Origin of the sequence: Bradyrhizobium sp. 45 (assembly GCF_023073155.1) — a bacterium.
Taxonomy (GTDB): domain Bacteria; phylum Pseudomonadota; class Alphaproteobacteria; order Rhizobiales; family Xanthobacteraceae; genus Bradyrhizobium; species Bradyrhizobium canariense_D.
Window position 1 is genome coordinate 1 of sequence record NZ_JADPIX010000065.1, and the last position, 13,695, is coordinate 13,695.

A 13,695-nucleotide genomic window follows, 5' to 3' on the forward strand; every position below is an offset into this window, starting at 1 on the left:
CCTGCTCCGTGCCTCCGAGCAGCTCAAGGGCCTGCGCACCAAGAACGACGACCAGAAGACCGGCGTCGAGATCGTGCGCAAGGCGCTCTCCGCGCCCGCCCGCCAGATCGCGATCAACGCCGGTGAAGACGGCTCGGTGATCGTCGGCAAGGTCCTGGAGAAGGAGCAATACGCCTACGGCTTCGACTCGCAGACGGGCGAGTATGGCAACCTGGTCAGCAAGGGCATCATCGACCCGACCAAGGTGGTCCGCACCGCGATTCAGAACGCAGCCTCGGTTGCGGCTCTGCTGATCACCACGGAAGCCATGGTCGCCGAGCTGCCCAAGAAGGGCGGCGCCGGTCCGGCGATGCCTCCGGGCGGCGGCATGGGCGGCATGGGCGGCATGGACTTCTGATCCAACTCTCTCAAATGCGATCCCCGGCAGAAAAATGCCGGGGGTCATTTTTTTGCTCGCGGCTTTTTCAGTTCGTTGTTCTGATCTCGCGCTATGCGCTCCCGCTATTTGCACTGGCGACCTTAACGAACTCACTCGTCAACCGCACTCAATCCACAAGCCGCCTGGATGCATAGGTCTATTCGGGTGCCAGCCGGCGCGCGTATCCCATGAGATTGGCGGCCGCGCTATGCCCGCCGTCGATATTTTCATAGCAGTAATGGGGCTGGCCGAGCGCCGCAAGCCTGGCGGCTGCCTTGCGGCCGTGGGCCGGATGCACGCGATCGTCCTTGTTGGAAGTGAGAATGAACGGGACCGGGTAGGTCTTGCCCAGGACACGCTTCTGACAGGGTGAGTTGGTCTCGATCCAGCCGCGCTGCTCGGGATGGCGGGATCGCCGTATTCGCCGATGTAGGAGGAGCCTGCGCGAACTTGGTGAACCGAAACATGTCGAACAGCGCCACCTGCACGATCGCAGCGTTGAAGCGGTCCCGGCGCTGAGTAATCGCGGTGCCCACCAGCAGACCTCCGTCGCTGCCGCCGACCACGCCCATCGGCGCGGAGAGGTGACTTTCCGACGGATTAAGTCCTCCGCAAAGGCGATGAAATCATCCATGCCCGCCGCTTCGTTGCCGCCTGGGCCGCCTCGTGCCAGCGCGGCCCAAACTTGCCGCCGCCCCGCAGGTTCGCGACGACATATGCACTGCCCTGCTCGGGCCAGAGCCGGCCCGTCGCTCCGGCAAAGGATGGCAGGAGGGTGGCGAGGACTCCGCCATAACCATTGTAAAGAGTTCGGATCTCCGCTCCGAACCTCGCGTTCTTCGGACGTACCAGAAAGTAGGTGCGGGTCCTGGCCGCGCTAGCTGTCAAGCCTGGTACGCGCCCAGATGCCGCGCATGTGATTCTTGTCCTGATATTGCTGCGATCCCCCCGTTCCAACGAAACATACCAAATCCGGTCTTTGGCCTGAAGCATGCTGAGCGCCTCCTCAAAGAAGCGGCGATTGCACGGATCTGATTGGAGCACGCCGAGCGTCTTGTCATTCTCGGCGCGGGCCCAAGCCAGTGCGCGCGGCTCTTCGATTTCCTGGAGCCAAAGGACGGGCCGCAGGGGCCGACTTCTGGAGAACCGCCGTGGAGGACAGACACGTCAGCGAGAGCAACACGGCGGCAAGGGGAGTGATCCTGGACTGGGTGGGCCGCCCGGCTCGCGCGAGCGAGCTGGGCCGGAAGCAGACAGAAGAGGTACATTCGGTCTCGACAGCGGACATGCGTGGGACCGTGCCCGCCGGTCCAAACGAAGCAAGCAGGGTGCCGCCTGAAAATTGGAGCTCCTCCAGTCGCCCTGTCGCGCCCGTTGGCTCAAACCTGACAATGTGGTGTTAGCTTCGAAAGTATTGTGATGCGGTTTACGCTTCTCACCGATGGAACAGAGGTGCCCTGCGCTGGCGTTTCACAGATCGGTCCGTAATCGCGCTAGAAGCATTTATGGCGCGCCTAGCTTGTAACGGCACGTGCTCAAGGAAGGCTCTCGCGCGGAGAATTTGCCGCGGCTTGGTGCAGCGAGCGCGAGCACATGTCAGCACGGCGCGTCATCATGCGGAGGGTCAGTGGCGAGCCCGCCGAAATTCGCAGGCATTGCACGAAGTGTCTCGCACTCCGCGGGATCGACCATGATTATTTGCAAGCGCAACGCACCCTTAGGCGCACATACCCAATCACCTGCGCAGGTTCCTCGCGTGAGAACAAGAACCGGCTTCACGGAATCAAGCACAGGCTCTCGGCTTTTCGTCAAAACCGTCAGGGCAACGTCTCTTGATTGTTCATTAAGAGCCGCCACCAATGGTAGTTCGCTACTCACCGACCTGCGAAATCGAGGCGGCGACCCAGGGAGAGGTTGGTCTTACCGGCTGGCAACGACGGCCGTGATTTCCCGAGTCTCTGGTCGTCCGACGCTGACAGGGTGCCAAGGTCAACAAGCGTGCATAATCAAAGGTCTCGAGCATGGCGCGATTCGCCTTTCGACACGCGCTTGATCTTGGCACCGCTGCGTTGGCGCACGAAACGACTTTCGTTTGCGCCGGCTACCGCCGAAGGCAGGTGTTCGGCACCTGAATTAATCCGGCGGACCGCCAACCGTGCACAGTCTTACATACGAGTTTGTGACGTTAGATTCCCTTCGAAGCACTTGAGAACGGTTAGGGCACATGCTTGCATGCCATCGAGCAACTTGACTTCTTCGCGCCTGCTCCGTGGAGGAAGAAGAGAATATGCTGTGCAATGGCAGACGCCCGCCACTCCTGCAGACGCCCGCCACTCCTAGTGTCCTTACTGTTGGCCGTTAGCGTCAGCACGATGGTCAAGGCCGAAGAGCCCTCACCGAAGTACGCTGAGGTGCTCAGTGCCTTGCAGACCGGCAATACTCCGAAGGTCATACTGGACCTAAACCGCTGCACCACGCGCACCGCGGGACGGCGCGCAGTTCGTCTAGAAATTGGAATGAGGCTTGAGCCGTTCTTAGCTGCGTCGCAATGTGATAGGCATCCCATTGGGCACGCGCCGATGACAACTTCGGTCGGGCTACATTACCTGAGGAGCGCTAGCGACCAGGATGCCAGTTCGTTCGTGCTCACCGTGCGTGCGCACATGGGAATTCCGGCGCTAAGGCCGTTCGCGCGGCTCCGCGTTCACTCCACTCCTCCCAATCTAGTGAAGCGCATGCCGCCTGAAGAACGGCTGTTTGGGAGGCGGTGACGTTGTCTCGAAATCCTGATCAGGCTGCCGTAATGACACTTTAGAACTCCTTCTCGGAGCCATTTTGGATAACGCCCATCGCGCTGTCATCAAGCGAAGCGAGAGGCGCTAGGGCGAACACATCTGTGCAACTGAGTTGGTGAACCTCCACGGTGCTACGATCGAGTCTTTAAGAGAGGGCAAGCCTTTGCCTGGGCACATTCCATCTCTCGCCGCCGCACTTGCGCCCGCGGTAAAAGCGTCTTCCCAGGAAAGCGGGGATGCACTCGCAAATGCGATCCGGCAAAATGTAATCGACAATGTCAATAAGCTCAAATCGGCAGCTCCGATTCTAAATATAGCAATTGAGCAGAATAGGCTGAAAGTCGTCGGGGGTCTTTATCGGCTCGACACCGGCCGAGTCGAATTGGTGAGCTGACCGTCATCAGAGCCCTATTCTGAGCAGTGCCGTTTGAAGCGACAACGTTGAAAGGTTGTTGTCTCTGCCGCCGAGTCGACCAGATCCTGGTGATCGGAGGGACGGATCATACTCAGCGGGCCGGCGCAGCGCCTTGACGTGGCAGGCCCCACCGGTGGGACAGAATGGATAGTACGTTACGCACGGACCTGGCTACTTCCGGGGAGCCAAAAGCTTGGAGATCTTTCTGCGATCATTTCGTTGAAAGGACTTGAATCGCACGTAACGTCACATTGTACAATCTTGAAATGAAATCGCGAACTCTAACAAACAAATGTAACCTACTCCTAGCGTGTGGGGTGATGGCATAACGATCCTATCCTATTTCGAATTTGCGGCGAACGCTCGCCGCAAATGAGCCGGCGGCAACTCTCCCTTGCCCACGGTCGGTGCGATGTGTAGCAGCGTCGCTCCTCCCAGACTGACTTCGCCCGGCTTCCAAAATGAGGCCGGGCCTTTTTTTGCATGCAAGCCATCATACGATCGCGGTCAACGATTCCACGATGGGCTGGTTGCAGAAGAAGTCGTCCCGCCATGCTCGGCTATGGAAACCACCCACCGTCTTCCCATCCAATCGCCGGCTCTGATCTCGAGCAAAGAACGCTTGCTCCTTTGCAGGTGAACGCCATGGATAGCTTGATTCTTACGCAGCGTCAGGTTGTAGGATCGCAGAGCGGACTGACGTTCAAGCTGACCGCGCATGCCTTCGACGAAGCATAACGGTCCTAGCCGGACCGGCTGCCGAGCTGCATGCCCCACGAATGCCCCCCTCAAATGACGCCTCGCTGTTGAACGCAGAAAACGAAAACGGGTGAGAATGATGTCATGGGCGCGCAAGTATCGATAACGAGTTACTTAGGATCAGTGCAAACATCCACCAAGCCCACAAGCGCTGCCGGTAACGAGCCCCGATGATGCCGGCCGAGACGCGCAAGTTGTGCAACGCGCTCGAAGGTCAGTTACCTCAAAGAGGAGGAGCACCATTTTTGATCGAGACGGCGCGACATAATGCCATATCAAGAGCAACATGCAGTGTATTTGGTCAGGATCTCGAGCTATGCGCCGGCGCCAGCTGGGAGCATCAACGACGAGTAGTCGTGTGTGGCATGGACGTCATTCTGCAACCGTCGAGTGCGGCTCGATCCCAAAAACCGCAACGTTTGTCCGATCATATATCAGCAAAGAACAGCGTGGGTAGCGACAACATGGAGATGGGATCATCTAGCGGATTAAGGTCGCGCTCGCACGCGCGACTGGCCAGTTGGCACGCTAAACACGTGTAGAGCAATGAACGCGCTCAAATCGATCATTAGCAAAGTTGCTACCGGTGCCACGCTGACCCGCGAGGAGACCGCAGCAGCCTTTGAAATCATGATGTCGGGCCAGGCGACATCCTCCCAGATCGGGGGATTACTAATGGGCATGCGGGTACGTGGCGAAACCGTAGAAGAAGTCACCGGCGCAGCCTCGGCCATGAGGAGCAAAATGCTCCGGGTCAGCGCGCCCCCCGATCCTGTCGACATCGTTGGTACGGGCGGTGACGCTTTGGGCTCAGTCAACGTGTCGACATGCGCCTCATTCATCGTCGCCGGCGCCGGCGTTCCTGTGGCCAAGCATGGCAACCGCGCCGTGTCCTCACTATCGGGCGCTGCTGACGTCTTGGCCCGGCTCGGCGTGAAAGTCGACCTCCCGCCTGTAAGCGTTGCTCGTTGTGTGCACGAAGCTGGCATCGGCTTCATGCTTGCGCCCATCCGTCATCGAGCTATGCACCACGTTGCCCGGATCCGAGCGGCACTTGGGACCCACACGATCTTCAATCTAGTCGGACCGCTCGCAAATCCAGCCGGAGTCAAGCGGCAGATCGTCGGAGTGTTTTCGCGTCGATGGGTGCAGCCCTTGTCGCAGGTGTTAAAGAACCTTGGTGCTGAGTCGGTGTGGGTGGTGCATGGCTCAGATGGACTCGATGAGATCACCCTCACCGGACCGTCATTTGTTGCCGCGCTAGAGAGAGATGCGATCCGTACCTTCGAAGTCACCCCGGAAGACGCGGGCCTCGCCCGCTGCCACAACGAGGCGCTGAGGGGCGGCAACGCCGATGCCAATGCAATCGCGCTGCAAAGCGTGCTCGACGGCATGCCAAGTCCGTACCGCGATGTTGCTCTTCTCAACGCCGCCGCAGCAATGATCGTGGCCGGCCACGCAACCAGCTTGAGGGACGGCGTCGCCCTTGGGCAAGAATCCCTTAACAGCGGAGCGGCAGCTGCGCGATTGAAACACCTGATCGCGATCTCCAATGCTTGACACGGCCGACGCGGGACATTTTGAACACCAACATCGAAGCCTACGAGCGCGAAGAGATTGCAGGCGCAAAGCGCGATGTGCCTCTGTCACACGTCGAGCTTACCGCGGTTGCCGGGTCACAGACGCAGCAGCCCCGCTTTTCGAACCGACGGAGCGGGATCCGCGAAAGGCCTCAGATCGCCAAGACCAGTGCGAAGCAGCCTGCCGACACAATCAGCAAAGGCCGCGGCCGAAGCTTAGGTTCTCAATTTTGTGTGCACGCAAGGCGTCAATGGATGAGCAATGACGTCCCCGCGAACGGTAGAAGCGCTCGCATTTATGGCAAAGATAGAACACATTATTCCGAAATTTCGGGCGGTCATCGATACAGGCAGCTCCATCCTCCAAATCTGCGGGGTACGCTGCACACAACACTCGATAGGCATCTTCTCGCTGCAAAAAAAAGCAGGTTGTCGACGATTCCGGAATCCACTAGGTGCTCTCATGCCGCTAGTGTTAACCTCGGACATTGCTGTTGAGGAGCATGCGCCGAGCCAGATGGAATTGCGGGAACGCGGCCTCATCTTAATCGGACCGCATCGACCCGGGCCCAGAGTGCGAGATGGTCGTTACCGCTCTCACAGCGCGGAAAGCCATTATGCTGCATCCAAGATCAGGGCGTTAAGGGTCATGGCGAGGGTCACCAGCATGCCAACGATCCCATTGGTAAAATGAAGCCGGCTTTGACTCGGTCCAGAACAACTACAGTCTCGAGGCGCTTTATATCTGGATTCTCATTTATCAAGCGTCGGGTGAAATGCTCGTACTCTTCCATATTATTTGCAGTCACCAACAAGATGAAATCAGCTTGGCCCGTGATGTAAAATCCGCTCATCACCTCCGTCATAGTGCGGATCCCCCGCTTAAAACGATCAATGATGTCGGCGCGATCGCGCTCAAAGAAAATGAGGACCAGCATAGTCACGTTTCGGCCGATCGCCCTTGGCGAAATGATTGAGACGTCTGATTCTATCACGCCTTCTTTTCGTAGGCGCTTTAGTCGGCGCTGAACTCCAGATGCAGATAGGGCAACTTTTGCGCCGAGTTCTTCACTGCTTAGGCGATTGTTGCGTTGAACGAGATCAAGAATACGAGCATCGATTTTGTCGATTTCCATGGCTGCATTGCGGACTCTCGAGCGCGACCGCCTCCTCCAAGCATGCGAAGTAGTCCCATTGAGCGTCCCGGTCATCTCTAAATCTCCTCCCTAGCACCTCTACGAATGTACGTCTTCAGACGACAATGCGCGCACTGACGAGTTGAAGGCTCAAACCTTATTGGGGACAGCCAACCACCGGTTCCGGTCTTGTGCGCGCCCGGTCGGCTTGCGTCGCCTCCCCTAATTCCAATAAGCCGCTAAAGCTCTTTACCTCACGCGCTGTTTGTGGAGGTGAATTTGTCGGTACCGCACCTCTTTTGACGCCTGGCAGCTGATTGAACGTAGTTCTTTCGGGAGCGGACATGTGGGCGGGTTACCGTCACCAATGGAGCGCCATCGGATTGACCTCGCGGGCGAGCTAGTGGCGAGTGAATTTCCTTCAGCTATGTCACGTCGCGCCCGTGGCGGCCCGCAGGCCACACTGGCAGTTCTCGAAATCAATTGACAGGCAGCGCGGCTTCCCGCCTGCGTCCCCTAGTGTGATGACCGATCACTGGACGCAATAGATCAGGAAGCAGCGCGCCCGGCATCGTCGCGCTCGCACCAGCATCGAGATCTGGCATCATTGTAATGGCTTCCTCTCCGTCGAAGGGGCCGAGGATTGCCTCTCCTTTGGCGTCAGTCAACGTCCGCGGCTTCGCCGCGGCAAACGGCACCTCGACATTGAAATAGCTAAAGCGCGGCATCTCCCGGGCAAGGCGCACCAGAAACGACATTGTTAATGTCACGCCACTGAGCAGCGCATTCAGGACCAGGATCGAAATCTTGGCCGCATCTGCGATACGGCCGAAATGATCGAGCATCGAGGGCGCGTCCGCGTTGAGGCTCACGCCGTGGTAGGGCGGCATCAGCATCAGAAGGCTTGCGCCACGCGCGGCCGCATAGCGGGCGCGCTCGATTGCAAATTGCGTCCTGAAATGTTTGCATGTGATCATGACCGCCTTGCGACTACCCACATGAGCCAGGCACAAATCAACCAACAATCGCACTCCTGCTCGGTTAACAGGAACTGCTCGGAACGATGAGCCAGAATGCAGATCCATCGACGCGCTCGTCGATCATGCATCGCGGCGCTCCCCCTCAATGGCAAGAACTCTGGTTTCCGTGAACGCCGATGCGACTGGGAAGAGGCGGCTACAGGCGTATTTCCTTGCATTTGGCATGAGCAGGCTTCCAACAAGCAGATGTTCTTGACGGGCAGATGTCTCTGGGCTCGCTCAGGTCATCAAGAACATTGGAGGCCTCGAACTGACAATAGGAACCGAGAATGGTCCTCCCTGTGTTCGCCGTCTGCAACCCAAAGGCCGAAGGGATCATCGGACGTCCAGCCATCTGCTGCGAAGACTTCGTAGTTATTCTTCCAGAGGGTCCACCAAAAACTAAAGGCTGCGTCGGTGTAGCTCATGCCATAACCCGCTTCACTTTTCTCTTCCGATGAAGGGCGTGAGCAATCCCACGAGATCATTCCGGCTCTGCGGCAGCCTTTGCCGATGAGATCGGAGCGATAGAACTTTGTCCTAGCGGTCATCCGTGGATACCCGGCGTTTTTCGCTCAGCATGGAGATGACTGGAACTGTCCTGCTTCGACCTTATGAGGCGGGGCCCTGACCCGATGGTGATTATTCCACATGAGGTCGCATTGGTCGCTGGCCCCGAAATCAGGATCTGGGTAATTTTGGGAAAATATCTCTGTAAGAGACAACCCCGTCTAATTCAGCTGCCAACTCAGACTTGTCGTTTCTCGCGTATCGCGACGTGAACGGAATGATTCACCTAACATATGCTGGGCGGTGTCTTCCGCTTATACAGCTTTCGAGAAGCAGACGGCGCTAAAGGCTCCGCAGGAAGGAAAACGCTAGCGAGCTTTTGTCTCAATCCCATAGGCTCCTCCCGCGGCCAACGCCTGCTTGTGAGTGAAGCTTTTTCTTGTGCAACTGAGAGAAGGACACGACGCCCTGTTATAGAGATCTCCAAATTGCCGGTCGTCTCAACGATTCGAGTGCGCTGGCGCCCCCCAGTGTCAGTCCCGTATACATCCTTGTCCACTGGACTCCGGCTGGACACTTTCAGAATGAAGCTGAGGCATCGCCGATGGTCAGGCGCATCAGGGACAAGCGCTCAAAAGCCGCAGTGCGTGGCTGGACAAGCCGGTGCGCGAAACGCCCCTCTTGGTTTCAATCGGACGAGGCCTGTCGATCGGTTATCGGAGGAACGAGACCGCCGGCACGTGGGTGTTTCGCAAAGCCGACGCATCGCGACTGTACGCCCCCGACACTCGGACCCAACTGTCGACTACAGCGTGGAGTGCAACCGATCTAAGCGCGTGTCCATTACGGGACCCCGATGCAAAACCCACTGTCGACCTCCAAGGTCGCACCGTTCCGTTGTATCTGAATCATGACCGATCCGGGGAGAACAACCCGCAGTAACCGATGCTAAGCCGAACACCGTCGTGCCAGCAACAATTGGTATTATCGAAATAGTCATTGCCGAAAGAATCACAAGAATTGTAACCGGCAGGCCCTCGCCGATGTCTTCGATCTGCGACAGACTGCACGCCCTGGCGCCACCCGCTTGATCGCATCGGCTGGACAGCCTGCGAACACCCCAATATCGTGGCTAGCCACGATATCGATGATCTCTTCGCTCATGCCGGCGTCACAGTTTCTGCTTGAAGGTATCAACTGCGGCCCGGGTCACTCGAAAAACGCCACGACCACGGGACAGTGGGCGATAGGCAGAGCCGGCTCGGGTCTTGAGAACATCAAACCATTGGTCGGGCGTGAGCCTCGCCGGGCGCTCGCTGATCTGGATCACCCTGCCATTCGGGGCGAAGCGGACGTGAATGATGATCTGCGGATTCATATCGTTCCCGTTTTTTTGCCAGGTTTAGAGACCGGTGGGCTGCTCGATTGTGGCGTGTTCAGTTTCGGCCCGCTTTGGGGTCGACCTCGCGCAGCGACTTAAACTTCGCACCTGCATTGGTGCCGGGTGGCCCGTTCGGGTTGGCGGCGATAATCGCCCCTGTGTTAGGCCTCATGCGTTCTTCGGCATTGTCTTGAGGCACGTTTCGGACCAACATTCGGTGTCGGCAAACTTCCCCGTGTGTCCGCCAGATCGACGGCATGCACGGTCTGAGAAACGAATAGGAAGAGGCGATTACCTCTTCCTCTCGCTCGATACCGAGCGCCTTCAGGCCAGGCAGGAGCCCAATCGTGCGTTTGGAACCGCAACGCTATGCTTGCGGCCAACATAGATCGCGAAAGCTCGTTCGAGCATCTCAGTCGTCGACCGACTGAAAATTCGCTGCGAACACAATAGCGCTTCGACAGCCGAGAGTCGGCAACAACGATATCAGGATGCGAGAGCGGAATTGCATTCACCGCCTGCGCGTCATCGGGGCGATTCTCTGCGGGTCCAGTGCCGATCACCGCCCAACATGCCTTCTAGCCAGCACCAATCCAGTCGCTCGCGCCTGGTCGGCCGTAATCTGCATGCAGTGGTCAGATCCATCGATTAGATGCAGGTCAAACTGCGGAAGACGCCGGAATGGCTGCTGCGCCACATCCGACGCATCACATCGAACCAAGGTGAGCTGCGGAAAGCAGCGCCTTAGGTCAGCAACGGCGCTAGTGTCTGTGTTAGCTGTCTCAAGCAGGCGTTCGATTTCGATCAATTGTTCTGTGGCGAGCGCCATTGTGACTCCTTATGATTGTTGCCAATGAGCATCACTGCCAGAACAGCCGCTCGGGATCCGTGTTCAATTCGTCGATCGCCGACGCAAGCCGGTGGAAAATGCTGTAGAATTTCCAGCTTCCTCGCGCATGATTCTTGAAGAACAGTTTCCAGATCCCGCTCACGGCATCGTAATGAAACAGCGCGACATCGATCTGACCGCCATCGTTGACAATATTGCGCGAGCAGCAGGGACTCTCAATGAGATAGCCAGCCTTTACCGGCGTCACACTCGGCGAGTGCTTGCGGGAGATCAAAGCACGTTCGATCCGCTTGCGATCTAGCTCGTTCGGATGCGGGATCAGCCCGACCGGTACCTCTCTCGACACTCTCATTGCGAGAACATCCCCTCAAAGGACTGTGATCTCTTCTTCAAGACAACCAACGACCAGCCGCTCACCAAAATCTACAAGATAAATCGGCACGCTTGTTTCGGTATGCATCGCGACCCGGACGATCTCGCCGATGGCACCGGCGCCGACCAGGATCCCATCAGGCGGCGCGGTGGCAACTGACTCGTCATTGATGAGATTGGCTGCCGTTTTCACGCGCTGGCCCGATCGATATTTTGGAATGCGCGGCTCTGTCATGACACAGCCACTTCCGGCAATGGCAGATCATCTACGCCCTCGTCGACCGGTCCGACCTCTTTGCGCCTCACGCCGACGCGGTAGCCACTTTCAAGAAGTTCGACACCGCAGATATAGAATTTCTGCAGGAACGTACCGATGGAAACGACGTAACCCAGGTCGCCCTTCTTGGCCAGAATGTCGCCGATCTCCTTGCCGCAAAGGGTGCCGTCATTGCGGATGGTACTGCTGGCCCTCACCTTTTCGCCAAAGCTGAACGCGGGCCGCCCGCTTAGCTGGACCACATCACTGTCGGAAACGATCATGTTCATGCACCGCCCCCTGGCGAACCTGCAGGGCGCACGGAGACGCGAGCAGAGGTGCTTTTCCGCAGCATATTGTCCTTGTCTGCGATGGGATATGCCGACTCGTCATCCGCGATGCGACTCGCCACTTCGTAGCGGGCACGCCGTTCAGCTTCGCGGTTCAGAGCGGTTACCAAATGAGGTGAAGGTCGCTGCGCGTACTCGAGGTGCACGGAGGTATCGGGATCGTTCACCGTGGCAAGCAGCCCCATACGTCGTGCCACCATGCGGCGAAACTCTATCGCCTCATCATTCATCACCCAGCCAAGCCGGCGCGGCGCGATGCGCTGCGTTCCGACCCGACAGACGCTATAAAATGCAGAGCTTTGCCACCTCCGACGTCTTAGCCCAGCGAGTCTGTAGAAGTGGAAGCGGTAGAGCTCGATCGGGGCAGAGGCCAACGCCTCTGCTTCGAGCAGATGTTTTCGGCCACTCCGTCCAGACGATAGAAGATCCCGGTCTGCCGTTGCTGATCCTCGGCTTCGGGTAGCAGACTTTCGTCGAGCCGCGTGTGTGCGACCAACGCTCCCTTGCTGCCTGATAGTGGAATGACTGGGTCCAGGTTCATGGGCAGCTTTGCTCCTCTGACAGGTGGCCCCTTCGACATTGCAACGCGAGGCACCTGGCTCGGCGAAGAACAGGCCCATCTGCACAGCGGCGTGGCTCAAATCGATGACAGCGCTGCTTAGTGGGCACTCGACATCGAGACGCAACTTTGGACTGTTGCGCTTCGTTACTTTCTTGCGGGGTCCGGGGCGCCGCGTACGCACCGATGTTGGCGATCGATCCCGAGTAATCCGTGGCCATGACAGGAGATTGCAAGTCGACGGCTGCGGCGCCATCAATGCACACGGCGATACTCGCGACTTTGGAGTGACGGAGCTCGGCATGAAGTTCACGAGCACCCCCCTTTGAGGCAGGCGCGTGGTAAACGCGACACTGATGTATCCATGACGTTGGTGTTTTCAACTGGACAGACAGCGACACACTGCGGCTCGTCAAAGTAGACGATGCGTTCGGTGCATTTCTGGGATTCAATTGCGAAGCTTCCAGCCTTCTCCGACGTTGCAACGTTCGGGTATGAGGGTTCACAATCCGAGGAACGCGTCCACTGCGAGGCGACGATCTTGAATGGCATAGATACGACCTCTTACGCGACCGAGATCAGCGGTTCTTGCGGGATCGCGGCGTCGCCGCGCTTGTCCTTTGAGCCCGAATGCTGTGCCGTACTCGGGCACGGAGATCTATGGCATGATAAGTCGTTTTCGGATTGGCCAAAGCATCGCCGGGGCCGACGATACCGAGCACAGTCAGCTGCGGAATTCTGGTGGCTACCGCGAGCAGCTTTCCCGCCGCCTGCTCAGGAGTGAACTTGTCACGACCAACACCGGGACGCGATTCTTTGGCGCAGTCGTACTTACGATTGCAGTAGTTGCATTGAAAATTGCACGCCGGCGCGACCGCGACATGGATGCGAGCGTCATGATGATGAGCTTCTTCGCTATAGCAGGGATGCGCCCTAACTTTGTCCCAGATTTCGGCCGGCAGATCGCCTGGGACAGCCTGTGACCCATAGCTCCCTTTGCCATTCTTCGAAGAGCTCCGGGAACCCTTATAATCGGCGCATCCCGCCGCTATCCTCAGCATCTTTGACATGTTTTCCGCGTCCGGCAACAGCGTCCATATTCAATTCTCTACCAAGTGTGCCCATGGCGATCAGCCTGAGCGGCCACAGAACGAGAGTTAGCAACTCGCGTGCCATCTCGGATGCCGATGGCATTCCCGCCGTATGAACGAGTTAGCTAGACTTGGTCCGCACAGTTGTGCACGCGTCAGCGACAGTTCACACGTCGGAAATGCGACAGGCGTCGCAATTGTGAC

Annotated in this window: 14 protein-coding genes and 2 pseudogenes; 5 read left to right on the top strand and 11 right to left on the bottom strand. The window is 58.0% G+C overall.

Translation table 11 applies throughout. The annotated features are described in order from the left end of the window. Positions 1-397, top strand: a 397-nt coding sequence (locus IVB42_RS12340) for a TCP-1/cpn60 chaperonin family protein (protein ID WP_276576645.1), incomplete at its 5' end; no start/stop codon positions are given. Between the two features lie 248 nt (positions 398-645). Here IVB42_RS12340 and IVB42_RS12345 read toward each other — a convergent pair. After that, positions 646-990, bottom strand: a complete 345-nt coding sequence (locus tag IVB42_RS12345) for a prolyl oligopeptidase family serine peptidase (RefSeq protein ID WP_247470283.1) — start codon at positions 988-990, stop codon at positions 646-648. A 1,800-nt stretch (positions 991-2,790) separates the two neighbouring features. Here IVB42_RS12345 and IVB42_RS12350 point away from each other — a divergent pair. The 4 genes and pseudogenes from IVB42_RS12350 to trpD all read left to right on the top strand — a co-directional run bounded on the left by IVB42_RS12350 (position 2,791) and on the right by trpD (position 5,947). Further along, positions 2,791-3,189: a VirK family protein gene (locus IVB42_RS12350; protein ID WP_247470284.1), complete on the top strand. Its 399-nt coding sequence runs from the start codon at positions 2,791-2,793 to the stop codon at positions 3,187-3,189. A 154-nt stretch (positions 3,190-3,343) separates the two neighbouring features. After that, positions 3,344-3,607 (top strand): annotated as a pseudogene (locus IVB42_RS12355) (carbonic anhydrase); the annotation flags it as partial. 573 nt (positions 3,608-4,180) lie between these two features. Beyond that, entirely contained in the window at positions 4,181-4,366 is a 186-nt protein-coding gene (locus tag IVB42_RS12360; RefSeq protein WP_247470286.1) for a hypothetical protein, read from the top strand. Positions 4,367-4,933: 567 nt separating this feature from the next. After that, positions 4,934-5,947 carry an anthranilate phosphoribosyltransferase gene (gene trpD / locus IVB42_RS12365; RefSeq protein ID WP_247470287.1) on the top strand — a complete coding sequence of 338 codons (1,014 nt, stop codon included), beginning with the start codon at positions 4,934-4,936 and terminating at the stop codon, positions 5,945-5,947. 679 nt (positions 5,948-6,626) lie between these two features. Here the strand turns inward: trpD and IVB42_RS12370 are convergent. The 10 genes and pseudogenes from IVB42_RS12370 to IVB42_RS12415 all read right to left on the bottom strand — a co-directional run. Further along, entirely contained in the window at positions 6,627-7,103 is a 477-nt protein-coding gene (locus tag IVB42_RS12370) for an Lrp/AsnC family transcriptional regulator (RefSeq protein ID WP_247338325.1), read from the bottom strand. Positions 7,104-7,582: 479 nt separating this feature from the next. Further along, complete coding sequence (locus IVB42_RS12375) at positions 7,583-8,188, bottom strand: hypothetical protein (RefSeq protein WP_247470289.1); 606 nt, start codon at positions 8,186-8,188, stop codon at positions 7,583-7,585. Positions 8,189-9,803: 1,615 nt separating this feature from the next. Further along, on the bottom strand, positions 9,804-10,010 hold the full coding sequence (locus IVB42_RS12380; protein WP_018459463.1) for a hypothetical protein: 207 nt from the start codon (positions 10,008-10,010) through the stop codon (positions 9,804-9,806). A 562-nt stretch (positions 10,011-10,572) separates the two neighbouring features. After that, positions 10,573-10,842 carry a hypothetical protein gene (locus IVB42_RS12385; RefSeq protein WP_247282153.1) on the bottom strand — a complete coding sequence of 90 codons (270 nt, stop codon included), beginning with the start codon at positions 10,840-10,842 and terminating at the stop codon, positions 10,573-10,575. Between the two features lie 31 nt (positions 10,843-10,873). Beyond that, complete coding sequence (locus tag IVB42_RS12390) at positions 10,874-11,215, bottom strand: DUF3024 domain-containing protein (RefSeq protein WP_247367642.1); 342 nt, start codon at positions 11,213-11,215, stop codon at positions 10,874-10,876. Between the two features lie 15 nt (positions 11,216-11,230). After that, positions 11,231-11,470 (bottom strand): nitrogen fixation protein NifZ, encoded by a 240-nt coding sequence (locus IVB42_RS12395; RefSeq protein WP_247369408.1) that lies wholly within the window; start codon positions 11,468-11,470, stop codon positions 11,231-11,233. Next, positions 11,467-11,781: a nitrogen fixation protein NifZ gene (locus tag IVB42_RS12400; protein WP_247282156.1), complete on the bottom strand. Its 315-nt coding sequence runs from the start codon at positions 11,779-11,781 to the stop codon at positions 11,467-11,469. Before IVB42_RS12400 ends, IVB42_RS12395 begins: the two co-directional genes overlap by 4 nt. Continuing rightward, positions 11,778-12,071, bottom strand: coding sequence for a hypothetical protein (locus tag IVB42_RS12405; RefSeq protein WP_247369406.1), 294 nt, complete (start codon positions 12,069-12,071; stop codon positions 11,778-11,780). Before IVB42_RS12405 ends, IVB42_RS12400 begins: the two co-directional genes overlap by 4 nt. Before the next feature lie 638 nt (positions 12,072-12,709). Continuing rightward, a complete protein-coding gene (locus IVB42_RS12410) occupies positions 12,710-12,952 on the bottom strand; it encodes a ferredoxin (RefSeq protein WP_247369403.1) in 243 nt (80 codons plus the stop codon). 92 nt (positions 12,953-13,044) lie between these two features. Further along, positions 13,045-13,470 (bottom strand): annotated as a pseudogene (locus IVB42_RS12415) (nitrogenase cofactor biosynthesis protein NifB); the annotation flags it as partial. Positions 13,471-13,695 lie beyond the last annotated feature (225 nt).

Excerpts from the sequence above, each read along its gene's own strand:
- IVB42_RS12345 (WP_247470283.1), bottom strand. The coding sequence starts at position 990 with ATGGGCGTGGTCGGCGGCAGCGACGGAGGTCTGCTGGTGGGCACCGCG.
- IVB42_RS12350 (WP_247470284.1), top strand. The coding sequence starts at position 2,791 with ATGGTCAAGGCCGAAGAGCCCTCACCGAAGTACGCTGAGGTGCTCAGT.
- IVB42_RS12385 (WP_247282153.1), bottom strand. The coding sequence starts at position 10,842 with ATGGCGCTCGCCACAGAACAATTGATCGAAATCGAACGCCTGCTTGAG.
- IVB42_RS12410 (WP_247369403.1), bottom strand. The coding sequence starts at position 12,952 with ATGCCATTCAAGATCGTCGCCTCGCAGTGGACGCGTTCCTCGGATTGT.
- trpD (WP_247470287.1), top strand. The coding sequence starts at position 4,934 with ATGAACGCGCTCAAATCGATCATTAGCAAAGTTGCTACCGGTGCCACG.
- IVB42_RS12370 (WP_247338325.1), bottom strand. The coding sequence starts at position 7,103 with ATGGAAATCGACAAAATCGATGCTCGTATTCTTGATCTCGTTCAACGC.
- IVB42_RS12390 (WP_247367642.1), bottom strand. The coding sequence starts at position 11,215 with ATGAGAGTGTCGAGAGAGGTACCGGTCGGGCTGATCCCGCATCCGAAC.
- IVB42_RS12405 (WP_247369406.1), bottom strand. The coding sequence starts at position 12,071 with ATGAATGATGAGGCGATAGAGTTTCGCCGCATGGTGGCACGACGTATG.
- IVB42_RS12395 (WP_247369408.1), bottom strand. The coding sequence starts at position 11,470 with ATGACAGAGCCGCGCATTCCAAAATATCGATCGGGCCAGCGCGTGAAA.
- IVB42_RS12380 (WP_018459463.1), bottom strand. The coding sequence starts at position 10,010 with ATGAATCCGCAGATCATCATTCACGTCCGCTTCGCCCCGAATGGCAGG.
- IVB42_RS12375 (WP_247470289.1), bottom strand. The coding sequence starts at position 8,188 with ATGGATCTGCATTCTGGCTCATCGTTCCGAGCAGTTCCTGTTAACCGA.
- IVB42_RS12400 (WP_247282156.1), bottom strand. The coding sequence starts at position 11,781 with ATGAACATGATCGTTTCCGACAGTGATGTGGTCCAGCTAAGCGGGCGG.
- IVB42_RS12360 (WP_247470286.1), top strand. The coding sequence starts at position 4,181 with ATGCTCGGCTATGGAAACCACCCACCGTCTTCCCATCCAATCGCCGGC.